Consider the following 24352-nt stretch of genomic DNA (forward strand, 5'->3'; position numbering starts at 1 on the left):
AGCACCCCAGTCGAGGGCGCTGAGCGGCTAGGCTCCGGACGTGGAGTTCACCGACCCCGACCGGACCCGGCTGGCCGTGCTGGGTTCCCCGATCGCGCACTCGCTCTCCCCCACGCTGCACGCGGCGGCCTACGACGTCCTCGGGCTGCCGTTCACGTACGGGAGGCACGAGGTCGCCTCCGGTGGGCTCGACGCGTTCGTCGCGGGGCTGGGTCCCGACTGGCGCGGGCTCAGCCTGACCATGCCGCTCAAGCGGGACGTCCTGCCGATGCTCGACCGCACCACCCCGCTCGTCGACGAGCTCGGGGTCGCGAACACGGTGGCGTTCCGGCAGGAGGGCGACCGCGTCGTCCTGGCCGGCGCGAACACCGACGTCGAGGGCATCGTCCGACCGGTGGAGGCACTCGGGCACCTGCCGGGCGAGGCCACGATCGTCGGCGGTGGGGCCACTGCGGCGAGCGCCCTCGCGGCTTCGGTGCGGCTCGGCGCGGTCGACGTGCGGCTCTTCCTCCGCGACACCGCGAAGGCCGGCTCCCTCGTGGACCTGGCGGTGCGCCTCGGGGTGACGCTCGAGGTGCTGCCGATCGACTCGCTGCCGGGGACGCGGCACGGGTTCCTCGTGTCGACGCTGCCCGGCGGCGCGGCCGATCCGCTCGAGCTGCTGCCCTCCGGGCCGGACGCGGTGCTGTTCGACGTCGCCTACGAGCCCTGGCCGACCGCCGCGGCCGGACGCTGGGCCGCTGCCGGGGGCCGGGTGCTCAACGGGCTCGACATGCTGACGGAGCAGGCGATCGGGCAGATCCGGTTCTTCGTGTCCGGCGACGACACCGAGCTGCTGCCGGACGAGGCCGCGGTCCGACGGGCGATGCGGCTCGCGGTCGGGCTGCCGGCGACCATCACCGCCTGACCGTCAGCGCTCAGGCACCACCGCTCAGGCGACCACCCCGTCGACGGTGAACCGCGGTTCAGGCGATGACCCCGTCCAGGTAGAACCACCGCCCCTGCTCCCGCAGGAACTCGCTCGTCTCCTCGAGCGTCCCGCGGTCGTCGTCCGTGCGCCACCACGCGCGGAAGGTGACCTGCCCTGCAGAGTCGAACGGGCCTCCCGACCGGGTCGACACGATGTCCAGGCGCGTCCAGCGCTGCGACGGGTCGAGCGTCAGCTCCTCCGGCCGGGTGCGCGGGTGCCAGGTGAGCAACAGGTACTCCGGCAGCCCGAGCGCGAACGCGGTGAACCGGGAGCGCATGAGCCGCTCGGCGGTCGGGGCGGCGGCACCGGCGTGCAGGGGCCCGCAGCACTCGCCGTAGGGGTTGCCGCTCAGGCAGGGGCAGCGCTGTTCGTCGTCCACCCGGGCACGCTAGCAGCGGCCGGTCCTCGCAGCCTCGCGGCGTAGGAGGGATCCGTGTACCGGCTCGGATGGCAGGTGTTGCGCGGGCGCCTCTGGGAGGTCGTCGACCCGGCGCGGGCCCGTCGTGCCCTGTGGGCCGCGGGAGCCGTCGCCGCGGTCGCCCTCGTCGTGTTCGTCGCGACGGAGTGGGCGTGGGCCTGGGTGGGCCCCGGCGTCCTCCGCCCGGTCGCCGCGATCACCTTCGCGACGCTCGGGGTCCTCGCGGTGGCGTACTCCTGCTTCCCGACGGCTCGCGAGGTCGGTCCCGAGCTCCGGATCAACGGGCGGCAGGTGCGACCCGACTGGCAGCTGTCCGTCCGGTGGTCGGTGCAGCCCTACATCGGCCGGCGAGCGCGGCCGATCGCGCCCGAGGACCGCGAGGCCGTCCTGATCGACGTGCCGCTGTTGCAGCGTGGACTGGTGCGACGGCTCTCGCGGCTCGGGCCGCTCCTGGTGGGGGCGGCCTCCGGCGGGATCACGGCGCTCGTCTCCGGACAGGTCGAGGTCTTCGTGATCCTGTGGCCCTTCGTGTACCTCTTCACGCTCCCGGACATGGTGGCGCGGCTCGGACTCGCCGAACGTGCCCGCCTCGCGGCGCTCGAGACGGCACCACCCATGCCGGGGCACCGTCCGCTCCGGCGCCGGCACCCCCACGGGTCGAAGGTCCGCCTGCCCGGCGAGTGACGGCTGCGGGCGCGCACCACTGTCGGCTGCGGCGGGCACACTGGGCGCATGTGTGGAAGGTTCGTCGTCTCCGACACCACGGCCGATCTGCTGCCCGAGCTCGTGGGTGAGCTCGCGGCGCGCACCGAGCACGTCGACGAGGACACCGGCGAGGTGCACGCCGGCCTCGCCCCGAGCTGGAACGTTGCGCCGACCGACCCCGTGTACGCCGTCCGGCAGCGCCACGGGCAGCGCGAGCTCCCGCAGATCAGCTGGGGCTTCGTGCCGAGCTGGGCGAAGGACTTCCGGAAGCAGCGGCCGAAGCCGATCAACGCCCGCATCGAAACGGTCGCGACGAGCGGCATGTTCAAGCGTGCGTTCGCCACGAACCGGTGCATCGTGCCCGCGCTCGGGTACTACGAGTGGGTCGTGCGCGAGGACGGCAAGGAGCCCCACTTCGTGCACGAGCCCGACGGCGCTCTGGCGATGGCGGGCATCGTGAGCGCCTGGCCGGACCCGACGAAGCCCGAGGACGACCCGGACAAGTGGCGGCTGTCGCTCGCGATCATCACCCGCGACGCGCACGTCGCGCCCGGCGAGGTCCACGACCGGATGCCGGCGTTCCTCACCCCGGACGGCTACGACGACTGGCTCGACGGCGACCTCGGCTCCGACGACCTGCTCGCGCTGCTCGACCACGAGTCGCTCGCGGTCGCGGCCGGGCTCGAGCAGTACGAGGTCTCCCGCGCGGTGAACAGCGTGCGGAACGACGGCCCGCAGCTCATCGCACCCATAGGGTGAGCGCTGCGCGCCACGGGCCCGTCCGCTGACCCCCGAGGGCACGGCGACCCGACGTCGGGTCGCGACCACGGACGACGGACGGGAGGCCCGGATCACGTGCGCCTGTCGGCTGACGTGATCCGGGCCTCCCGTCCGGTGGTGGGGTGCGGTCGTCAGGACCCGCTGCGGCGGCGCGTCCCCGTCACGACGGCGGTCCCGTCACCTCGGCGGCGGACCACCAGGAACGCCCCGGCCAGGACCATCGCGGCCGCGGCCAGGCCGAGTCCGACGAGTCCCGTGGTGCCGGTGAAGGCGAGCTTCGCGATGTGCGCGACCGCTGCGATCCCGGTGGGGTAGGACACCTCGATGGTCGCGCGGACCAGCTGCGCGGCACTGTCGAGCACGGTGTAGTCGATCGAGGTGCGGGCTGCCCAGCCGTGCTCGGGGGTGAAGACGACCTGCCCGCGGTCGACCTGCCAGGTGCCCATGCCCTGCACGACGACCCGATCGGTCGGTGCGCCGGTGGCCGGGTCGACCAGGTGCAGCGTGGTCGCCACGAAGTGCGCTCCGCCGCTGGCGTGGTCGTTGTCGATCGGGCGGATGGTGACCGGGTGGCCCACGGCGCCGACAGCCGAGTCGTCCGTGGCGGTGGCGGCCGCGACGACCGTCATGACCGCGGTGGCCGTCGTCGTCTGCCCGGAGGCGTCGGTCACCGTGTAGGTGAACCGGTCCGTGCCGGTGAAGCCGTCCGCGGCCTCGTACAGGTACGAGCCGTCGCGCTGGACCGAGACGGTGCCGTGCGCGGGCTTCCGGTCGAGGGCGGCGGTCAGACCGGTCCCCCGGTCGTTGCCGAGCAGGCCGTGCCGGGCGTCACGGGCGACCGGGGTGCCCGCGACGGTCCGCGCACTGTCGTCGACGGCGTCGATCCCGACGGTGATCCACACGGTGGCGTCCGCGGCCTGGCCCTCCAGGTCGTGGTCGCGGTACGTGACCGAGTCCACACCCGAGAAGCCCTGGTCCGGCGTGTAGACGAAGGTCCCTGCGCCGGCGATGCGGACCGTTCCGTGCCGCGCCGTCCCCGCGGACACGACCCGCAGCGCCGAGCCGTGGTCGTTGCCGAGCACGCCCGGGTCGACCGCCGTCACCGGGGTGCCGGCGGCGGTGCTGGTGCGGTCGTCGGTCGCGACCGGGGTGACGGTGATCGTCACGAGGCCGGTCGATGTCGAGCCCTCGGCGTCCACCGCGGTGTACGTGAAGGTGTCGGTGCCCGAGAAGCCCGCAGCCGGCGTGTACACGTACGAGCCGTCCTTGCGGAGCTCGACCGTGCCGTGCTCCGGCTGCCGGTCGATCTTCGCCCAGAGACCCGCGCCGGAGTCGTCGGTCAGGACGCCCGAGGCCGCGGACACCCGCAGCGTGCCGTTCGTGGTGGTGGTGCCGTGGTCGGCCGTCGCGACGTTGCCGACCAGGACCGTGACCGTGGCGGTCGCGGTCTGCCCGGAGGCGTCGGTCACCGTGTAGGTGAACGTGTCCGTGCCGGACCAGCCCGTCGTCGGCGTGTAGACGAGCGAGCCGTCCGCCGCGGTGGTCACCGTGCCGTGACGCGGAGCCGTGTGGTCCGTGACCGTCAGCCCGGTGCCGTGGTCGTTCCCGGTCAGCACGGTCCCGCCGAGCGCGAGCGGGGTGCCGGAGGTGGTCTGCAGCACGTCGTCGGTCGCGGTGGGTGCGACGGTGACGCGCACCGTGGCGGTCGCGGTCGAGCCGGCGGCATCGGTCACCGTGTAGGTGACGGCGTCGGTGCCCGAGAACCCGTCGGCGGGCGTGTAGGTCACGCCGGTGTCGCGGGCGGCCGTGCCGTCGGTGCCGGTCGTGTCGGAGATCCGGACGGTGCCGTTCGCAGCCGTGCCGATGCCGGTCACCCGGAGCGCGGTGCCCTTGTCGTTCTCGGTCACGGCGACGTCGATCGGGGTCCCCGTCGTGGTCGTCGCGGTGTCGTCGACGGCCTTCGGTGCGACGGTGATCGTGACGGTGCCGGTCGTGGTGTTCCCGGAGCCGTCGGTGATCGTCACGTCGAAGGTGTCCTTGCCGGAGTACCCCGGCTCGGGCGTGTACGTGTAGGAGCCGTCCTCGCCGACCTCGACCGTGCCGTGGCCCGGGTCCGTGTTGTCGGTGACGGTCAGGCCGGTGCCGGTCGCGCCCTCGAGCACGCCCTCGTCCGCGGGCACCACGAGGGTGCCGTCGGCGGTGGCGTCGGCGTCGGTCGCGGCGACCACGGGCGTGATGGTCACCGTGACGGTGCCCGCGGCCTGCTCGTCGTTCGCGCCGGTGACCCCGTACGGGAAGGTCGCCGTGCCCGAGGTACCCGGAGCCGGGGTGTACGTGACGGTGCCGTCGGCGTTCAGCACGACGGTGCCGGCGCTGGGCTGCCCGACCGACGTGACGGTGAGGCCGGAACCGTGGTCGTTGCCGGCCAGGTCACCCGAGGTCACCGTGACGGGCTGGTCGGCCGCGGTGCGGATCCGGTCGTCCTCGGTGCGGGGCGTGACGGTGATCGTCACGAGCCCGGTGCTCTTCTCGTCGGTGTCGGACGCGTCCTTCGCCGTGTAGGTGAAGCGGTCCGAACCCGACCAGTCCGCGGTCGGCGTGTAGGTGTACGAGCCGTCGGCGGCGAGGTCGACCGTGCCGTGCAGCGGCTGCTCGTCGATCGTCGCGGTCAGGCCGGTGCCGTGGTCGTTCGCCAGGACGCCCTCCGCCACGGGGACGGTCAGCGTGGTGGACGCCGGGACGGTCGCGGAGTCCGCGGTGGCCTGCGGTCCGACCACGACGACGACCCAGGTGGAGTCGGTGCGGCCCGAGGCGTCACGGACGTCGTACCAGAACGAGCCGGTACCCGAGAAGCCGTCGGCCGGGGTGAACACGGCGTTGCCGTCCGCGCCGAGCACGACCGTGCCGTTCGCGGCCTTGCCCACGCCGGTGACGGTGAGCCCGGTACCGGAGTCGTTGCTCGTCATGGCCGTCACCGCGACGGTGACCGGGGTGCCGGCCGTCGTCGAGGTGGTGTCCGGGCGGGCGGTCGGCGAGACCGCGATCGTCACGGTCGCCGGCTGCGACGTCCGGCCGGAGCCGTCGGTCACCGTGTAGGAGACGGTGTCGGTGCCGGACCAGTCACGGGCCGGGGTGTACTCGACGGCGCCGTCCCCGTTCACGACCGCGGTGCCGTGGGCCGGAGCCGTGGCGATCCTCGGCGTGAGGTCGGTACCGGTGTCGTTCCTCGTCACGTCGATCGCGACGGGGTCGTTCGCCGTCGTCGCGGCACGGTCGTCGGCCGCGACGGGCACGACCACCACGGTGACGGTGCCGCTGACGACCGTGCCGGCGCTGTCGGTGGCCTGGTAGGTGAACGTGTCGGTGCCCGAGAACCCGGTCGCGGGCACGTAGGTGTAGGTGCCGTCGGGTGCCAGCGTCAGCGAACCGTGCGTCGGCTCGGTGTTCGAGCGGATCGTCAGGCCGGTTCCGCGGTCGTTGCCGAGGACGCCGTCCGCACGGGTCGTCGCCGTGGCGGTGCCGCCTGCGGGCAGCGTGATCGTGTCGTCGACCGCTGCGGGGCGCACGAGGACGGTCACGGTGACGGTGTCGGACTTCCCGTTGCCGTCGGTGACCGTGTAGTCGAAGGTGTCGTCGCCGGAGTACCCGTCGGCCGGGGTGTACGTGTACGAGCCGTCCTTCCCGACGGTGACCGTGCCGTGTGCGGGCTGGGTCGACCCGGTGACGGTCAGGCCGGCGCCCTGGTCGTTGCCGAGCAGGCCCGGGGCACCGACGGTGGTCGGTCCGCCGGCGGTCACGGTGATCGCGTCGGCGCCGGCCGCGGGCAGCACCGTCACGGTGACGGTCGCCGTCGTGGTGGTGCCGTTGCCGTCGGTCGCGGTGTAGGTGAAGGAGTCGGTGCCCGAGAAGCCGGGGGCCGGGGTGTACCGGTAGGCCCCGTCCTCCCCGAGCTCGAGGGTGCCGTGCGTCGGGTCGGTGTGGCTCGTGATGGTCAGGTCGCTGCCGCCGTCGTTGGCCAGGAGGCCCGTGGTCGCGTCCGCCGTCGCGGTCCCGCCGGCGCGCACCGAGAAGGCGTCGTCGGCGCCGCTGGGCGAGACGGTGACCGTGACCGTGCTCGTCGACGTGCGGCCGGAACCGTCCGCCGCGGTGTACGTGAACTGGTCGGTGCCGGAGAAGCCCTTCGCCGGGGTGTAGGCGAAGCTCCCGTCCGCCGAGGTCGTCACGGTGCCGTGTGCCGGGGCGCCCGCGGACTGCAGGGTCAGGCCCGTCCCGGAGTCGTTGCCGAGCACACCGGCAGCGGGGACGTCCAGCTTCGTCCCGACCGGGGTGCTGTAGGCGTCGGGCTTCGTCGCGACGTGCGCGAGCTTGAGCGTGTTGGTGAACGTGACGACGACGTCGGTGCCGTCGGCGGTGGTCGCCTGCGGGAACCGGAACGCCGCCGTGCCGCCGGTACCGCTCGCGACGGTGCGTTTCGTCGACAGGTCGACGGCCTGCCACGTCGTGTCGTAGTTCGCGGGGTCGGTCGTGCCGGCGGGCTGCTGCGTGACCGTGTAGTCCTTGTCCGGCGTGGTCAGCAGGGCGCCGGCGGTCTTCGACTGGACACCGGTCGCGGTGCCGCTCGTCGTGCCCGAGGCACCGGGCGTGGTGGCCTGGATGCCCTGACCGGCGATGGACAGCGCGAACTGGTCGGTGTCCTTCCAGCGGTCGTCGACGGAGGCCTGTCCGGTCAGGGTGTCGGCGTAGTTGCAGGTGGCGAGGTCGGTCGCGCCGAAGTCGCCGGTGATCGCGAAGCGACGCTGCTCGGCACCCGACGTCGGGTCGAGCTGGAACACCGTCGTCGTCTTGACACCGTTGGTCGCGGTCGCGGACGAGGAGACGTAGAGGTACCCGTCGGACGAGAAGGCGATACCGGGGCTGTTCGTGCCGTTCGGCAGCGTCCCGATCTCGGTCGTCGACAGGTTGCGGCCGCCCGACGGCATCGCCGTCGTCGGCAGCTCGGTGGTGTCGACGCGGTAGACCTTGTGCGCGGCCACGACGAACATGAGCCCGCGCGAGCTGAACGCGAAGTCACCGTTGACGCCGGTGCCGCCGGTCGAGTTCGTCGTCGTCATGCCGGTCAGGGTGCCGACCTGGCCGAGCAGCTTGCCGGCTGTCGGGTCGTACGCCCAGATCCGGGTCGCGTCGCCGTAGTAGTAGATGCCGGTGACCGGGTTGACCGCGCCGCGGATCACGGTGTGCACCCCGTCGGTCGGGATGGTCGCGAGGACCTGCCCGGTCTTCGGGTCGTACTGCTTGATGGTCGCGGTGCCGCCGTTGGCGGCGCCGAACATCGAGACTCCCTCGCGCGAGATGCCCAGGCCGTTGTTGCCCTCGGCCCCGAGCTCGGTGACGGGGACGTTCTTCCCGGCATCGGTCGTGGGCGTGATGTCGACCGCGATGACCTTGCCCGTGCCGTCCACGGCGTACAGCGTGTTCTGGTTGCAGACGAGCCGACCGTTGTCGAGCGCCGAGACCGCAGCGGACGCTGGCTCGGCCGCGACGACCGCGGTGGTGGCGGACACACCGGCGCCGACGAGCAGCGCGGCACCGAGCATGGCGACGAGACGTCGGCCGGGGCGTCGGGAGGGCAGGGGGCGACGACCTGCAGGGTCGTCACCGGGCACACGGGTGCCCTGGTGCACAGGCAGCATGAGTCACTTTCGGGTCGAGACGATGCCGACGCCGAGCTGTCGTGACGGTCCGTGCAGAGGGACGGTCGCTGGCGTCGTCCCGATCCTGGCAGGACACTGAGTGCACCAGGGGTCAACGCCGGTCCCCAGTGTGGGGGACCCTCCTCGAACTGGGGGTGCATGCTGGCCGCCCCGCGACGACGGTCGCGATGGGCGCACGACGACGGGAGGCCCGGGTCACGTCCGCCGAGTGGCGGAGGTGACCCGGGCCTCCCGGTCGGATCGTTGCTCAGTCGAGCGTGCGGCGCACGTCCGGCAGCAGCTGGTGGAGCCGCTCGGCGAGGCGGTCCTGCGCCTCGTGCAGCGAGCGGAAGTCGCCGACGTACTGACCGAAGGTGTCGGACACGAAGAAGTGTCCGCCCTGCTGGTCGATCACGCCGCCGTAGTAGCCGCCGTAGTTCGCCGCCCACAGCCCCGCGTCGGCCTCGGACCAGACGACGTGCGCCCGGGCCGGTGCATCGGGGGACACGACGCCGGCAGCGATGCCGGTGATGACCTCGATGGTCGCCGTGTCCACGGTCACCTCGGCCTGCTGGCTGTTGGCGACGCTGGTGCTCATGGTGGTGCTCCTCGTGCTGCTGTGGTGCTGGACGGTGCTGATGGTTCGGGCCGTGCTGGTGGTACGGGTCTGGCTGGTGGTGCTGGCCGCGAGGGCCGGATGGTCGTCGGGCACTACGCGACCGGACGGATCACGGCCGGCAGCATCACGTGGAGCTGGTCCGAGAGCTTCGTCTGAGCTTCTTCGAGCGTGGCGAAGTCGCCGACGACGAGTCCGAAGGTGTCCGAGGCCACGTAGCGGCCGTCGCGCTTGTCGACGCTGCCGCCGAAGTAGCCGCCGTAGTTGGCGATCCACTCGCCGTCGTCCTCCTGCGTCCACGTGGTCTTGGCACGTGCTGCGCGGCCGGAGTGCTCCGCCTCGGCCTCGAGGATCGCGATGACGTCGACCGTGTCGGTGTCGAGGGTGACCTCGCGGGTGTCGGTGGTGACGGTGGTGCTCATGTCGCTCTCCTTCGCGATCCGGGGTACATCAGGTGATGGTGCAACCGTACGAGAACGTCCCCCGGCGACGCCAGCGATGCCCGTCCATTCACGGGTTTCGTGCATACGGATCGGGGTACAGCCCCGGATTTCCGGGGTCGGGGGACGCGGGAACGGGGTACAGGTGCGCGATCGGGGTACTCGTTCCGTGGATGAACCGGTTCCTGGGGGTTCGCGAGGTCCCCTCGCGTCCATCCCGGACGGGAGGCGCGGCCCGCTAGCGTCGTTCCCGATGAGCACCAGGACGAGGACCACGATCGTGCGGAGCGGGATGGTGGCTGCGGTCGTGCTCGTGGGCGCGGTCCTGCTGGTGCCCGGCCTCGCGGACCGGCTCCGGTCCGCGTTGCTCCACCTCGTGGTCGCGCTGCGCGCGCTCGGGCACGGCACCCTGACGCTCGGTGACGGCTTCGTGGCCGCGATCGCGGTGACCCTGGTGACCGCCCTGCTGCCGGTGCTGCTGGCGGGGGCGAGCCGGGCCTCCCGGCCGGCCGGGGTGGCGGGACGCGCCCTGGTGAGCGCCGTCGTCGTGCTGGCGGCCGCCGTCGCCGTGGCGGCACAGTCCTCCACCCCGGGCGAGCGGTTCCGGTCCGTCGTGCTCGCGGGCCTCGTCGGGGTCGCGATCGGGGCGCTGCTCGACGCAGCCTGGCACGCACGGCACCGCGCCGCGCACGCGTCGGGACGCACGAGGCGGGTGGCGTGGACGCTCGCGGCCGCCTACGCGCTCCTGGTGGTGCTCGTGGCGACGGCGGGCTCCCCCGTCGACCGCGGGATCCACCCGTGGCTGACGCGCGCGATCGCGGCGGGGCACCGGCTCGGCGCTCCGCAGTGGCTCGACTACGGATCGGTCGAGTTCACCGCGAACGTGCTCTTCTTCGTGCCGTTCGGGTTCTTCGTGCTGCTGCTCTTCGGGGCACGCGCGTGGTGGGTCGGCATGCTCGGCGGGTTCCTGGCGAGCTGCGCGATCGAGACGGTGCAGGCACTGTTCCTGCCAGCGCGGTTCGCGTCGGTGGACGACGTGCTGTCGAACACCTCCGGAGCGGTGCTCGGGGTCCTGCTGGGGATCGTGGTGCTGGGGCGGGCCCGCGTGAGCGCGGCTCGCGGACAGTCGCGGGCCGCAGTGTGACGATCTGACGACGGACGAGCCACTCGGCCCGAACGCGGCCTACGGTCAGCGCATGGACCCGAACCCCGATCGGAAGCACCATCGCCCCTACCGCCGGCCGTCGACCTTCCCCTGGTGGCTGTGGATCGTCGCGCCGCTCGCCGTGATCGCCGTCGTGGCGATCGCCCTCGTCGTCACCTGATCCGTCCGACCTGACCCGTCCTCGTCCCTCCACCGACGACAGCACGAAGCCCCCGGCACCGAGGTGCCGGGGGCTTCGTTCAGTTCAGCTGCGCTCAGGCGGCGTCGTTCTGACGACGGACCGACTTGCGAGCGACCAGGAGGCCACCACCGAGGACGATGGCGCCGCCGGCAGCCCAGAGGCCCAGCGTCGAGATGGTGCCACCGGTGAAGGCGAGCTGGCCGGGGGTGCCGGAGTTGCCGTTCGAGCCGACCGTGACGGCGGTGTCGCCGGGGGCGACGGTGAACGAGGCGAGGCCGACGACGCCCGAGGTGGCGCCCGTGGCGGTCAGGTTGTAGGTACCCGAAGCACCGGCCGGGAAGGTGACCTTGACGACGAGCGCGCCGGTCGGCGAAGCCGTGTAGGCCTTCGAGACCGTCGTGGTCGGCAGCGCACCGAGGGTCACGGCGCCGGCGCCGGTCACCTGGACGTTGACGGTCTCGCCGTTCTGGAACGCACCGTCGGTGAAGCTGACGTAGGCGGTGCCGCCCGCGACGTAGTTGCCCGAGACGGAGACGCTCGAGTCCGGCGCGTAGCCGGCAGCGTTCGCCGCGGTCGGGATGGCGATGAACGCTGCGCCCGCGAGGACGGCAGCTGCGATGAGCTTCTTCATGAAGTGTTTCCCCTAAGAATCTGATCCTGCAGACCCTGACACCCAGAGCCCGTGGCACTCCCCCCAAACGCAAGCCGTGAAGGAGCAAGCGGTCGCTATGGCGAAGTTCCCTCAATCTAGCGGGAATCCTCAGGTTGTTGCCACCGGATCCGAAACTTTTTCGAGATCGAACCGGGACCGGTGCGCATCAGGGACACCTCTGCATCGCTCGACGCCCCATCGGGAGGCATCCTTCAGCGGCGAAAACCCCCGTTGAGAGCCCGTTGCAGGCATTACCGACCACAGCGCCAGGCCACTCGCAGTCCCACCTGGGACGGCCTGAGCCGCGCGCTCAGGAAAGTTCCGGACCCCCCACTCTGGGGACAGCTCTGGCCGCGCTGCGCGGCTCGACACGCCGTCACCTCCGCTCCGCTGAAGGGGCGCGTACGTATGGTTCGCGCTCAGCCGGCGGGGACCGGGTCCTTGCACTCGAACCGCAGGGGCTCAACCTTGCCCTGCTTGACGCCGGGCGTCGAGATCGCCTCGACGCCGGCGTTCGCGAACTTGGCGTCGCCGAGGTACGCGACGCGGAAGGTCGTGCTCTCCCCCGGTGCGAGCAGCGTCTGCAGCTGCGTGACCGGGTGCCCGCCGTCGGTCGCGGTCTGCACGCCGACCTGCTTGCCGTCCTGCGTCGAGCCGAGGTAGATGGCGTTCTCCGGGGCGTAGACCGCAACGAGCGTCTTGATCTTGCCCGGTTCGGTGCCGAAGTCGCCTCCGCCGGTCACGTAGCGCGGGAGACTGGTCGCGGCATCCGCGGGAGCGGTGTTCTTCAGGGTCACCTCGACCACGGACGTCGGACGACCGTCCTGCCGGCAGACGGACGATCCGACCGACACGGTCTTGTCGAGGTAGTAGTCCATCTTGGCGGCCGTGCCGTCGTTCAGGTAGACACCGAACTGCCGGGTCTCTCGTGTCGCTGTGGGGAGCTCGCCGGCCAGCGCTGTGCCGTCGAGCCGCTGCTGCTCGTCCTTCGACGCGCTCCACAGACGGAGGCGCCCTTCGTCGGTCCCCTGGGTCAGCGCTCCGATGAACCGCTTCGCGTCGAAGCCCCCGCTCGACACCTTGTCGAAGACCGCGCTTGCGGCGGAGGCGAAGAAGACGTCCTGGACCGCGGGATTCGGGTACTTGGCGTAGACGTCGCTCAGCAGCAGTTGGACAGCGTTCTCCGATGTGAGGGTCTCACCGGTCGCCAGTTGCACCGGCCCGGTCGCGCGCAGCATGTAGCTCAGCGTCACCGGGTCCATCGCGAGGACCCCGTCGACCTCCTGCCCGAACTTCTGCTTCCACATCTCGCGCGCGAGCTGCGCCGACACATCGAAGCGCGGCGTGAGGTTGACGTCCTGCATGTACCTGCCGGTGATGTCGCCGTACAGACTGGTCGTGTCCGCCTCGAGTGGGAGGACCGGCTGCTCATAGGGGCCGAAGGACGCACCCGCCGCCTGGTTCTCGAGCTTGATCGACCCGTCCTGCACCTTGAGCAGCGCGACGGCCCCCGGGATGCCGCCCCCGGCACGGAGCTCGGCGTTGTTCTGGAACAGGAGCACGTAGTTGCGTTCACCATCGCGGGCGAGCATGGCCGGCGCGAGCTGCACGACACGGTTGGCCGTGTCGACCTGCGTCGACGCGGACTGCACGGCGTTCCGCAGCTGGTTGACCGCAGACGTCACCGGCGAGAGCGTGCCGCTCGTGTCGATCGCCTGCGCATCGCGGTCAGCCTTGGCCAGCGTCTCGGCCGCCTGCGCGACCGCCGGCTGCGCCTTCACGAGCGGGTCCAGATCGACCTTGCCGTCCTTCGGCGCGAACGAGTCGACGCCGAGTCCACCGACGACGCCGGCGACGGGACTCACCGCACCGTCGGCCACATCGTCGACGACCACGGCGACCTCGCGCACAGCACGCAGGTTCGTCCCGAAGAACGGGACGTACTGGGCCGCGCCCCACACCGGGTCACCGGTGAGCGACCGCGCCGCGGACGCCTCGCCCTCCAGGTGCTTCGCGGTCTGCTGCGCGGCGCTCGTGTCGGCGTCCGTCAACTGCGACCGCAGCGTGCTGACGTCGGACACCGCGCGTTCGAGATGCCCCTTGGCGAGCACACCCCGCACCCCCACCCAGGCGACGGCGAGGATCAGCAGGAGGACGACGGCCAGGACGGTCCACAGCACGACGCGGGCCCTGGACCCCCGGCTCACTGCAGCGCGTCGCGACTCGGGCTGGTCGGACATGGTCACATGATAGATCCTTATGTGCGCCAGCCCTTGACAGCTAACAGCGCGTCCTGCGGGTCATCACTCGTTCCGCGAAAGACGGATGAAGCGGATCGCAAGAGTCGCGAGTCGGCTGACGGAGACTGCTAGTACGGTCACCGCGACGCCGAAAGCGCCTGCTAACGCCCCACCGACGCAGAAACCCAGGACGCTCGCAACGCCGGTTGCGAGCGACGTAATCGCGACAAATCTCACATCCGCGATGCCTTGGAGCATCGACGTCAGCGCCTGAGCAAGTCCCCACACCGGTAGCCCCGCCAGAGCAAGACCGAAGATCCACGTGCTCTCCCTGAGATGTTCCCCCAGCACGAGTGGTACCAGCTCCGGCAGGAGAGGCATGGATAGCAGGACCGCCAGCTCAAGAGCAATCATTACTGCGGCGACCTGACGAACCGCCTTGCGCACTTGGCGCAGACTCGAGCGAGCCGCGAATGGGAGCAGCACGGTGCCGATTGTGACCGGCAGCAGACGAAGCGGGTTGACAAGCCGAGTGGCCGAGGAGTAGTAGGCAGCCTGAGCAGTACCGCCGAACAAACCGACGAAAAATGAATCAAGCGACGCCGCCTGATTAGACAAGTCCGCGACATAAAAGTGACGACTGTTGAGCAAGGCGCGTTTCAACGATGCTAAGCGCCTGTCCAATCGACCCATCTGCCGCGCAAGACTCCCGTGTACCAGCGCGCTTCCGATCGAGTTGCCCACGAGAAGGGCAAGCACATAGACCCAAAGCGCTTCGCGCTCGAACAACCACAAACCGACCAGCACCAGAAGCAGCGTGAGAGTTCTGCGGACCATAGTGACCACGGTAGGGAGAACATTCTCCTGACGCGCAAAAGCCTGCTCGAGCGAGACCTCGAGGTTCTTCTCGATGGCAAGCGCGACCCACAGGAGGCACATGGGTATCAACAGATCGACGGTCAGCCGGCTGAGAAGCAGGCCAATGAGCCCGACGACAACCAGCGCGACAGTGCTGAGCTGGTTCAAGGCCAGACCTGCGCTGACCGCCGGCCGGTCACCCCGCGCCTGAGACGTCGCGATGAACCGACCCACACCCAAAGAGAAAAGCGAAGCCGCGAAGACAGAGATGCTCGTGACGATGCCGACTACGCCGATCTGCGCCACTGATGCGACCCTTAGGAAAATCAGGAGGGTTGCGCCTTGCAGGACTGTGCCCAGCAGACGGCTACTGGTTAGCCAGAAGAGTTGTCGCTTCATTCGGATCGTCTGGAACGAATGAGGGCATCTACCATAGAAGAGTTCGCGGCTGGTGCAGCACTCCGTTTCCAGGAGAGCAGACCGGACTCTATATCGCGAAGCCTGGCAGCAAGGTCGGCTTCGTCGCCAGCTCGGAAGGAGGCCCAAAGCCCCCCTGAAACTTTCGCTGCTTCAACTAGCCCTGGATGGTCTGCGATCAGCACCTTCGCCCCTGACTGCGCTGCCTCCAAGACGACCCTCCCGAATGGTTCACGCCATAGCGATGGCACCACCAGCACCTGCGTTCTCCTCAGAAAATTTGAAGCGTCAACAACGCCAAGGAAGTTCACCTCAGTATCCAGAGCAGCTAGCTCCCCCTTCTCCTCGGAAGTCACGGGCCCTGCAATACTTACCTTAAGGCGGGTTTGGCCGGCTGCTCTGATGAGAAGGTCCACGCCTTTCTCGACTCCCACTCGACCGAGGAAACCCAACTCGACGTCGCGCTCCCTTTGAGGGTCAGGCGAGACCAGTGACGCAACTGGGTGCGAAACGAAGCGAGGCTGGCTCCGTAAAAGACCGCGCTCGCGCTGAGCATTGAGCACGGCCCGAGAAACGCCGCCGACCGCATCGGGTTGAGGAACGGTTTTTGCGACAGCCGAGCGCAAGTGGCAGCTCCCGCAGAGGCGCCCACAGAGTTGACCATCTCGGAACTCCGTGCTCTTCACACAACTCAATCCGTAATCGCGCACGAAGTGAACAAGACGTGCAGAACCACGCTTCGCCATCCAAGGAGCGAAACTCCAGCCTCGCAGATTCTGGGTCAATACTATATCGGGCTGAAACTCACGAACAAGCCGATTCACCAAAAGTTGAGCGCGCGGATTCCAGAGATCTAGGAGCTGCCATAGCGCCCTCCGCAAGAAATCCCGAGGGCGCTTCTCAGCCCAAGGCCAATAGATGTTCGGTATATGGCGCCGCGCGATCTCGAAACGGTAACTCGGCGCAAAAGTCTCCTCTTGCGAATCTTTCGGAACTAATCCCGCAAGGCGCACGTCGAATCCAGCGGCGACCAATTTGTCAATGTCAGCGAGAACGGAGCGCTCCGCACCACCAATGAAAGGAGGTGGCGCCACCGTATGGAAGACCAGCACGCGACCTCGGGACGGCGTCTGCTCGGCCGACTCAAGCGCGCCCACGATGCTTCTCCCTCAGAGCTATGACGAAAGCGAATACGACCCAAGCAATCCCCAACCTGAATCCGTTACTGAAAAGGAATTGCATCAGTATGACTATGATGAGAAAGGAAGGCACAAGCGTTTGCCTCGAACTGCGTAGGGCGACCAAAGCTAAAGCGATGTAAACACCAACGCCCAGAAGTGCTCCTATGAACCCGAGGTCGTACAGGTTCGACAGAAGAAAGTTTGTCGAACCGTGCCCGCTATTGAGTTCTCCTCCCCCAGCGTAAACCAAGCGGTTCAAGGGATCCTCAGACGCATCTGCGATCGCACCCGCACCCCGGCCCAAAACGGGCGCCTCGGTCCACTTATCGAGAATGAGCTGCTGCACGCCAAGCCGCGATCGAAGAGATCCCTGATCGACTTGCGCATTGGCGCCACCAAGGGCGCCGATCACATCGAGTCGCGCCCAAAGCGAGGATGGAAGCAGCTGCGACACGACAAGAAGCGCTGGAGCTCCAATGGTGCAGGCGGCCAGGACCCAGCCCCCGAGTCGCAACCGCCGATCCGCGTGCTGCCGACTCCTCATAACAAGGACAACGGCACCCGCGAGGAGCACTGATACAAAAGCAGCCCTGGAGAAGGTCAACATCAAGACGATGCCGAACAGAGCGCATGCAGCCACCAGTTTCACCGACCGTAATCGATAAAAAGCCAGACCCAAGCCCAAAGACGCATTTAGTGCCCCCCAGACCGGCTCACGGGTCAATCCGTTTGGGCGCGGCCAGGCTACACCCACCGAAGCCCAGACGCCGGTGTCGAACCCGGCGAAAGAAAGCAGAACTTGTAGAACCGCGATACCTGCCGAGGTCATCAACCCCAAAAGAAGCCACATGCCAACTTGCTCTACGGTGATGGCCCCGGAACGGCACAGGCGAACGATAGACCAGCACCACAGTAGGAGAAAGAGCTGACCCGCCGCAACCTGGAGAGTATCGGTGACAAAATCCGACCATATAATACTCAAGCCGGTCAGTAGTGTGAATACCGCTAAAACCGGTAGTGCCCTACTGCCCATTCCACTGGCGCTTCGGACGAAGAATCCACCGATGATCGTTAACGCCGCAAACGGCATGTACGCACGAAGACCCGTACCCGCAACCCCGATAGCCAAGCCGTCCAAAGCGACGAGAAAGACCCCGATCGCGATCACCGACTGATGGAGACGGCTTGTTGCGTCGCCGACGTCGGTCATGCCCCAGAGCTGTGGTCGCTCCGCCCGTTCCAGGCGTTGACTGCTCATGAGTGCCCGACCACTTCCATCATATCCCGTACTTCTTCGCCCGTTCGTTCGAGCGAAAATGGATTACTTCTGGGCTGGCTGACGAATCCATTTGCAGCAGCCGCCACAAAGGCATCAGCCATATCATCTTCACTCTTAGGGTTAAAAAATACAACAGGAGAGTCCCCCGCTGCTTCGCGGAACGATGGTATGTCAGAACAGAAAACCGGGACTCCACTTGCGATTGCTTCAGCCACGGGTAAGCCAAATCCTTCGTAGAGAGAACTCGCAAACAGCGCATGCGCGCCACCGTAGAGAAGGCGCAATTCTTCATCGTCGATCGCGCCTGTCCAGTGCACTCCCTTAGGCGCGCCATCCCAGGCGCCGCGTCCCACGACCTTGAGATCAAATTGCTGTTCAACTCCCGATCGAGCGAACGCGGAGGCTAGGCGATGGAGATTTTTCCGAGGCTCGACTGTGCCCACTGCTAGGAAGTACGGTTTGCGTCCGTTGTCGACGACCCGCTCTCGAGCAACCAACGTGACAGCATTATGAACAACATAAACTGGTGATTCCGTGAGGTTCCGGAGCTCCTCTGCGACGGCGTCGGATACCGTCACGATCGCATGGGAACTCAGCTTCCGTGTCATCATTGGCTTGTAATACCACCGACCCATGAATGACGCAGTCTCCGGATATCGCCACCAAGTCAGGTCGTGAACAGTAGTAATGCACTTTGCCGCAGCGATGGCCGAAGACGCCGGAAAACTGGGCGTATAAACATAATCAAAGTTCCGCGCGACACGCGGCATGTCGATTTGATCGGTGAAGACCCTGCGCGCCGCACTCGGGACTGGCACATCGTACGTCTTCGCGTAAGGCAACTCACCGATACTCGGGAGGAGTGCGCGGGTGTATCGTTCCCAGCCGGAATTGCGAGCCAGGTGAGCTGACCGAGCGTCGAACAGCAGTCTCAAGATTGCCTCCTCGCGACAACAAGCGCCCGAGCAAGGGCCTTTAGGAAAAATGGAGCGCTAGAAAGGTAGCGCTGCCAGAGACGCCGAGGTTCTCTGCAGAGACGGTAGAACCATTCCAGACCGACGAGTTGGAAACCTCGTGGCGCCCGGATTTGATACCCCGCCGCAAATTCGATAGCCGCGCCTACACACAAAATGACGCTCCCGCGACAAATCTCCAGCAGTTCGAGTGCAACTTTTTCCTGCTTCGGGACGCCGAGCCCGACGAGAATAACTTGAGGCTTTGCATCGGCAATGCGACGGACCAAGTCGGCTCGTGTAAGGTCGGCCTCCAACTCCGCAGCGGGTACCGCCTCCGTAAGAACTACGTCTGCCCCCCAGCGTTCATTCGCAATTGCTTGCGCGACTCGTTCAGAAGCATCCTCTTTTCCTCCAACCAAAGCGACTCGGTAGGATTTCCTGAGTAACTCCGACGAGAGGTCCACGCCTGTGACGCGATGTTGCCTGGTCCTGAACCCGCTGAGAAGCTGAACCGCCAATGCCACCGGCCAGCCATCTGCAGTGGCAATCCAAGCCGCCTCGTAGGCCTTCCGCACAACCGGGAATTGCGCAGCTTGCTTCACATGCGCGATGTTCGGCGTGACGATCAAGCGTGCTTGCTCTTGCCCTGATGTCAAAAACTCGCTAATTTCCGCGAGAACTTGCTGTTGGGTGATTGCAGTGACTTTGGTCTCACCGAGGCGCCATGATTGGTACAAATTATTCTTCTATCGGATCGAAAATCTCGTCTGCGCGTAGCAGCGCAGCTCGCAAGTCAGCTTCGGCAAGCGGACGTAGCCCAACAAGAGCCTCACTCAAGATCAAGTGCGCGCCGACGTAGCGTCGTACGTTTTGTTCTCGGGGCTCTTTGTGGACCGGCTCCGGACTGTTCAGGGCCGCTTCGATCTCTCGCAGGCACTCGTCGATGTCGCCCTCGCCGAAAAGTCGGTCTGACGGCTCGAGGTAATCAGAGATCCCTCCCACGTCGGCTACGACCACTGGCGTTCCGAACGCGTGCGCTTCCTGCACGACCGTGGCACCGGAGGCGTGGGTATTCGCCGCCAGTGGGACCAGGACGCAAGAAGCACTAGCGTAAAGGGTGGCCATTTCTGCAACTTGAGACACCCTCCGCACTTCAACGTTCTGCGGCAATCGCACACTCGCGATCTTGCGGGGGTCACAAGCCACGAAGAACCGTAGATCCGGCCGGGCGCGCGCTACGGCGGCCAGCAGCACCCAATCGCGGTGCCGATCGTTGCCCGGCGCAAGCACGAACGGCACATTCATCGGAGCCGCGTGCGCCGCAGGAAGCGAAGGCGTTACCGAGGTACCGAAAGGTACCTGGAGAATAATTCTGTCAGGCCTGCGCGACTGCGCCAGCTCGGCATTGATGGAACTATGCACCATCTCAATTTGCTGGCCAACGCTGGCGAAGCGAGTTATGAGCGCTCCAAGTCGAGTCCTGTACAACCAGCCGTCGTAAAGCCACACGCTTTGCGCTAGTACAGGCGGCGAGGTTTGATCGCACAGACGACTGAGAATGCCGATTGCAATCCATTCTCGTTCCGTGTGCGTCCAGATCACATCGGCTTGACGAAATGCTCGCCTGTTACGCCAAGCGTGCGCAAGGTCGAAACCTAGAAAGCGGGCTGCGCCTCGCCGAATGATGGACCAAGCCCGTGACTCCTTGTGGTCATAGGAATAGGAGAGATCTACGAGACCCTCTGCCATCGAATAGCCATAAGGAGATTCTTCCCATGCTTCACCCCTCGCGAAAGCACGATGCCAGGCCGTCGCGGATCTACCATGGTCAAGATGCACATGGACGCGGTAAGGGAGCCGCCCCGGCTCGCTCCTGGGGACTGGCGGCATTAGTAGGCTCCGTCCTTCGCAACAACAGCGCGGAAGGTGCGCCAAACAATCACCAGATCAGAAACGAGCGACCAGTTCTCCACGTAATACAGGTCGAGCCGCACCGAGTCCTCCCATGACAGGTCGGACCGTCCGCTGACCTGCCACAGACCGGTCATGCCGGGCTTCACCAGGAAGCGTCGGTGGACATGGACGTCGTAGCGCTCGACCTCACGAGCGAGCGGCGGCCGCGGGCCCACGAGCGACATGCTGCCGACCAGGACGTTGAACAACTGCGGCACCTCGTCGAGGCTGTAGCGCCGCATGAAGGCACCGACCCGCGTCACACGCGGATCGTTCTTCATCTTGAACAGGACCGTGTTGCCCTCGGCGCGGTCGAGCGCACTGAGCTCCTGCAGGCGCTGCTCCGCGTCGACGACCATCGACCGGAACTTGATCATGTGGAACGTCGAACCGTTCAGGCCGACGCGCTCCTGCAGGAAGAACACCGGCCCGGCAGAAGTCACCTTGACGAGCACCGCGAGCACGAGCAGGACCGGGGAGAGCACGATGATGAGCGCCGCCGATCCGATCAGGTCGAACGCCCGCTTGGTGTAGAGCTTCCGGCCCGAGTAGGTCGGGGTCTCGACGTGGATGAGCGGGAGGCCCTGGACCGGGCGGGTGTGGATCCGCGGGCCACCGATGTCGGTCAGGCTCGGCGCGACGACCAGGTGCTGCCGTCCGGGCTCGAGCGACCAGCTCAGCTGGCGGACCCGCTCCGGGGGCAGGTCGTCTGAGCTCGTGATGACGACGGTGTCCGCTCCGGTCGCCGCCAGGGCTGCCGTGACCCCGTCGATGCCGCCGTGGCTCTCGACGGTGGAGCCTGGCAGCAGACCCCGCGTGCCGTCGGACACGGCCGCGCCGACCACGCGGTAGCCGGCTTCGGGCGTTCGGGCGAGCTCCCGTGCGATGTGCAGCACGCTCGCCGTCGAACCGACGAGCAGGACCCGCGCGGAGTACCCGCCGTGCTTGCGCTCGGCGACGAGCCACTGGCGCCACATCCAGCGCGAGAGCAGCAGCACGAGGATGCCGACGGGGAACGCGATGAGCACGTAGCCGCGGGCCAGGTCGACGCGCAGCAGGTAGGCGGCGATCGCGATCAGCCCGAACACCCGGACGCTCGAGTCCGCGACCAGCCGGTACTCGGTGCTCCCGACGCCGATGACGCGGTCACCACGGGTGTCGTAGAGCGCCAGCCCGATCATCCAGACGGCGATGACGACCACGGAGATGCCGAAGTAGCTCAGGCGCAGGTCCGCCGTGTTCGTCGTCAGGTTCGAGTCGAACCCGAGCCAGGCGATCTGCACGCCGAAGACGACCCAGATCAGTGCGAGGAGGTCGGTGACGATCACGCGACGCGAGTACGTGCGGCTCCACTCGCGGGTGCTCCCCGTCGAGACGGGCTGGCGGACGGCCTCGGCCGTCATCGCTGACCCCGCGTCACCACGTCGCCCCGCCGTCGTTCGACACCGCGACGCCGTCGCCCGTCCACATCCAGACGTCCTGCCCGGAGCGGTCGAGCGCGATCGCACCCTCCGTCGCGACCGGGTTGCATCCGATCGGTGTGGTGGTCGTCGCAGGCGTCACACCCGACGCCGGCATCGTCTCGATCTGCACGCCGTCGCACGAGTCAGTCCCGATGCGGGCGAGCGTGTACTCGGTCCCGTTCACCGCGAGCGCACGGACGCCGTCGATCGGCACGGTCACCCACGCACCGGTACCGGTGCGCCACTGCAGCTCGTCGGCGCACGCGACCAGCGTCGTACTGTCACCGCGGAAGGCGTCGAGCGGGTCCTCGCACGGCGAGGGCACGACCGCGTCCCCGAGCACGAGCCCCTGGTCGGTCACCCCCGCGCCGGCGGCACCGGCGGTCCCGAGCACCCAGGTGGCTCCGTCGTCGGTGCTGGTGCGGACCTCGGTCGCGCACTCGTCGCCGACGCCGACGAGCACGGACAGGCCGTCGGCGGTCGCGCGCAGCGACCCGATGGTCCGCACATCGTCGCCCAGGGCGACGGGTGACCACTCCTGCCCGCCGTCGGTGGTGTGCTCCAGCACCGTCTCGGAGACGTCACAGGTCGTACTGGAGGCTCGCCATGCCTCCAGGCCGTCGACCGCAGACAACATGTGGCGGGTCGACACCCCGTCGGCCGTCGGTTCTGCAGACGTGGTGTCGGACGGCCCCGGCGTCGCCGGCGCTGACGCGCTCGATCCGAACGTCGGCACCGGACCGGCGTCGCCACGCGCCTCCGGCGCGGTGCGCGCGAGCGCCAGCGCCACCAGCACGACGTCGACGACGACGAGCGCGACGACCACGAGGGCGATCCCGATCAGCGTCGTCCGCGGCAGCTCGCTCCCGAGGCTTCGGATCCCCCGGCGCTGGCTCATCCCCCGACCGCCGTCAGCGGTCCGCGCGGCGGACCACGCCGAGCTTGCCGCGGGTCTTCCCCGACGACTTGGTGGACTTCTGGGGCGGTTCCTCTTCGTCGAGGCCGTACCCGTAGCCGTACCCGTAGCGGCCGTAGCCGTACGCGCCCGGACCCTTGACCGGCATCATCGTGATGACGAAGCCGGCGATCGGTGCGCCGACGTTCTCGAGCGACGCGACCGCGGCGGCGAGCTGGCCCTTGTGGGTCTTGCCGGATGCCACCGCCAGGATGGCGCCAGACGCCTTCTTCGACAGGATCGCGGCGTCGGTGACGGGCAGCAGCGGCGGTGCGTCGAAGAGCACGTAGTCGAACTGCTGCTCGAGCGCCTCGATCAGGTCCTGCATGGCCTTCGAGCCGAGGAGCTCCGACGGGTTGGGCGGGATCTGGCCGGCGGGCAGCACGACCATGTTGCCGCGGCCCCAGGGCTGGGCGACGTCCTCCAGGCTCGCGCGGCCGATGAGCACGTCGGTCAGCCCGGCAGAGCCGTCCACCTCCATGTACTCGCCGACGCGGGGGCGACGGAGGTCGGCGTCGATCAGGATGACCTTGAAGCCGGCGCTGTCCAGCGCGATCGCCAGGTTCGCGACGGTGGTGCTCTTGCCCTCGGACTGCATCGACGACGTCATGACGAACGTGCGTGAGCCGGTACCCAGGTCCAGGAACTGCAGGTTCGTCCGGAGCGTGCGGAACGACTCGGCGCGCGGGCTGCGCGGGTCGACCTGCACGATGAGCGGTCGCTCGGACGCCTTGTTGTCGTAGGCGATGCCGCCGACGACGGGCTTGTCGCTGATCTTCTCGACATCGGTCTCGACGCGGACGCGATTGTCGAGCGTCTCGCGCAGCACGGCGATGCCGACACCGAGCGCCAGACCGACGAGCAGACCGAGGGCGATGTTGACGGGGACGTTCGGGCTGACGGGCGAGCTCGGCACCTGCGCCTGCTTCACCCGGGTCAGCTTGACGCTGCTCGAGCCGTTCTCGTCGGTGGCCTCGATGTCCTCGACCACGTTGGTCAGGCTCTGCGAGGTCGCGTTCGCGATGTTCGTGGCCTGCACCGGATCGGTGCCGTTGACCGTGATCGAGATGAGCGTCGTGCTGGTCGGCGCCGTCGCCGACACCATCTTCGACAGCTCGTCCGCGTTCATGTCGAGCCCGAGCGACGAGATGACCGGCAGGAGCACGATCGGCGTCGACACCAGGTTCGAGTACGTCAGCACGCGCTGCTGCGTGAAGGTGTTGCCCTGCGCCAGGTCGCTGGCGCTGCCCGACGTCTCCGTCGACACGAACACCTGCGCCTCGGCGGAGTACACCGGCTTCTTCAGCAGGGAGAACCCTGCTGCCGCCGCGACGCCCACCAGGGCGAGCACGAGGATCAGTGCCCAACTCTTCCGCAGCACTGTGATGTAGTCGCGCAGTTCCACGCGGCCCGCCTTCCCCGATCCTGGCCGT

20 protein-coding genes are annotated in these 24352 nt (G+C 68.0%); 5 read left to right on the forward strand and 15 right to left on the reverse strand.

Annotated elements, in window-relative coordinates; genetic code table 11:
* Positions 1-40: 40 nt before the first annotated feature.
* The gene (locus tag J2X59_RS09645; RefSeq protein WP_326496521.1) at positions 41-907 is read left to right on the forward strand and encodes a shikimate dehydrogenase family protein; all 867 of its coding nucleotides are present in this window, start codon (positions 41-43) and stop codon (positions 905-907) included.
* Positions 908-965: 58 nt separating this feature from the next.
* Here the strand turns inward: J2X59_RS09645 and J2X59_RS09650 are convergent, their stop codons facing one another.
* A complete protein-coding gene (locus J2X59_RS09650; protein WP_326496522.1) occupies positions 966-1349 on the reverse strand; it encodes a YchJ family protein in 384 nt (127 codons plus the stop codon).
* A gap of 54 nt (positions 1350-1403) precedes the next feature.
* Here J2X59_RS09650 and J2X59_RS09655 point away from each other — a divergent pair, with 54 nt between their 5' ends.
* Together J2X59_RS09655 and J2X59_RS09660 are read left to right on the forward strand one after the other, a co-directional pair.
* The gene (locus J2X59_RS09655) at positions 1404-2072 is read left to right on the forward strand and encodes a hypothetical protein (protein WP_326496523.1); all 669 of its coding nucleotides are present in this window, start codon (positions 1404-1406) and stop codon (positions 2070-2072) included.
* 48 nt (positions 2073-2120) lie between these two features.
* Positions 2121-2852: an SOS response-associated peptidase gene (locus tag J2X59_RS09660; RefSeq protein WP_251155389.1), complete on the forward strand. Its 732-nt coding sequence runs from the start codon at positions 2121-2123 to the stop codon at positions 2850-2852.
* Positions 2853-3004: 152 nt separating this feature from the next.
* Here the strand turns inward: J2X59_RS09660 and J2X59_RS09665 are convergent, their stop codons facing one another.
* The 3 genes from J2X59_RS09665 to J2X59_RS09675 all read right to left on the reverse strand — a co-directional run bounded on the left by J2X59_RS09665 (position 3005) and on the right by J2X59_RS09675 (position 9601).
* Positions 3005-8563: an Ig-like domain-containing protein gene (locus J2X59_RS09665; protein WP_326496524.1), complete on the reverse strand. Its 5559-nt coding sequence runs from the start codon at positions 8561-8563 to the stop codon at positions 3005-3007.
* A 268-nt stretch (positions 8564-8831) separates the two neighbouring features.
* The gene (locus J2X59_RS09670; protein WP_326496525.1) at positions 8832-9161 is read right to left on the reverse strand and encodes a hypothetical protein; all 330 of its coding nucleotides are present in this window, start codon (positions 9159-9161) and stop codon (positions 8832-8834) included.
* 113 nt (positions 9162-9274) lie between these two features.
* The gene (locus J2X59_RS09675; protein WP_066652101.1) at positions 9275-9601 is read right to left on the reverse strand and encodes a hypothetical protein; all 327 of its coding nucleotides are present in this window, start codon (positions 9599-9601) and stop codon (positions 9275-9277) included.
* Positions 9602-9872: 271 nt separating this feature from the next.
* Between J2X59_RS09675 and J2X59_RS09680 the strand changes: the two genes are divergently transcribed.
* Both J2X59_RS09680 and J2X59_RS09685 read left to right on the forward strand, forming a co-directional pair.
* Complete coding sequence (locus J2X59_RS09680) at positions 9873-10763, forward strand: VanZ family protein (RefSeq protein WP_326496526.1); 891 nt, start codon at positions 9873-9875, stop codon at positions 10761-10763.
* Positions 10764-10815: 52 nt separating this feature from the next.
* The gene (locus J2X59_RS09685) at positions 10816-10944 is read left to right on the forward strand and encodes a hypothetical protein (protein WP_285841330.1); all 129 of its coding nucleotides are present in this window, start codon (positions 10816-10818) and stop codon (positions 10942-10944) included.
* A 94-nt stretch (positions 10945-11038) separates the two neighbouring features.
* Here J2X59_RS09685 and J2X59_RS09690 read toward each other — a convergent pair whose 3' ends face one another.
* The 11 genes from J2X59_RS09690 to J2X59_RS09735 all read right to left on the reverse strand — a co-directional run bounded on the left by J2X59_RS09690 (position 11039) and on the right by J2X59_RS09735 (position 24324).
* Entirely contained in the window at positions 11039-11596 is a 558-nt protein-coding gene (locus tag J2X59_RS09690; protein ID WP_326496527.1) for a hypothetical protein, read from the reverse strand.
* Between the two features lie 440 nt (positions 11597-12036).
* Positions 12037-13857 (reverse strand): DUF4012 domain-containing protein, encoded by a 1821-nt coding sequence (locus tag J2X59_RS09695; protein ID WP_326496528.1) that lies wholly within the window; start codon positions 13855-13857, stop codon positions 12037-12039.
* A gap of 63 nt (positions 13858-13920) precedes the next feature.
* Positions 13921-15114: a lipopolysaccharide biosynthesis protein gene (locus J2X59_RS09700; protein WP_326496529.1), complete on the reverse strand. Its 1194-nt coding sequence runs from the start codon at positions 15112-15114 to the stop codon at positions 13921-13923.
* Complete coding sequence (locus J2X59_RS15900; protein WP_442781426.1) at positions 15111-16289, reverse strand: glycosyltransferase; 1179 nt, start codon at positions 16287-16289, stop codon at positions 15111-15113. Before J2X59_RS15900 ends, J2X59_RS09700 begins: the two co-directional genes overlap by 4 nt.
* Positions 16276-17523 carry an O-antigen ligase family protein gene (locus J2X59_RS09705; RefSeq protein ID WP_326496530.1) on the reverse strand — a complete coding sequence of 416 codons (1248 nt, stop codon included), beginning with the start codon at positions 17521-17523 and terminating at the stop codon, positions 16276-16278. Before J2X59_RS09705 ends, J2X59_RS15900 begins: the two co-directional genes overlap by 14 nt.
* 44 nt (positions 17524-17567) lie before the next feature.
* Positions 17568-18527 carry a glycosyltransferase family 4 protein gene (locus J2X59_RS09710; RefSeq protein ID WP_326496531.1) on the reverse strand — a complete coding sequence of 320 codons (960 nt, stop codon included), beginning with the start codon at positions 18525-18527 and terminating at the stop codon, positions 17568-17570.
* Positions 18524-19285: a WecB/TagA/CpsF family glycosyltransferase gene (locus tag J2X59_RS09715; protein ID WP_326496532.1), complete on the reverse strand. Its 762-nt coding sequence runs from the start codon at positions 19283-19285 to the stop codon at positions 18524-18526. The genes J2X59_RS09710 and J2X59_RS09715 overlap by 4 nt, the downstream gene beginning before the upstream one ends.
* Before the next feature lies 1 nt (position 19286).
* On the reverse strand, positions 19287-20297 hold the full coding sequence (locus J2X59_RS09720; RefSeq protein WP_326496533.1) for a glycosyltransferase: 1011 nt from the start codon (positions 20295-20297) through the stop codon (positions 19287-19289).
* A 140-nt stretch (positions 20298-20437) separates the two neighbouring features.
* Positions 20438-21904 carry a sugar transferase gene (locus J2X59_RS09725; RefSeq protein ID WP_326496534.1) on the reverse strand — a complete coding sequence of 489 codons (1467 nt, stop codon included), beginning with the start codon at positions 21902-21904 and terminating at the stop codon, positions 20438-20440.
* 13 nt (positions 21905-21917) lie between these two features.
* Positions 21918-22862 carry a hypothetical protein gene (locus J2X59_RS09730; protein WP_326496535.1) on the reverse strand — a complete coding sequence of 315 codons (945 nt, stop codon included), beginning with the start codon at positions 22860-22862 and terminating at the stop codon, positions 21918-21920.
* A 13-nt stretch (positions 22863-22875) separates the two neighbouring features.
* The gene (locus J2X59_RS09735) at positions 22876-24324 is read right to left on the reverse strand and encodes a polysaccharide biosynthesis tyrosine autokinase (protein ID WP_326496536.1); all 1449 of its coding nucleotides are present in this window, start codon (positions 24322-24324) and stop codon (positions 22876-22878) included.
* Between the last annotated feature and the right edge of the window lie 28 nt (positions 24325-24352).

It is taken from the genome of Curtobacterium sp. 260, assembly GCF_030803485.1.
Taxonomy (GTDB): Bacteria; Actinomycetota; Actinomycetes; order Actinomycetales; family Microbacteriaceae; genus Curtobacterium.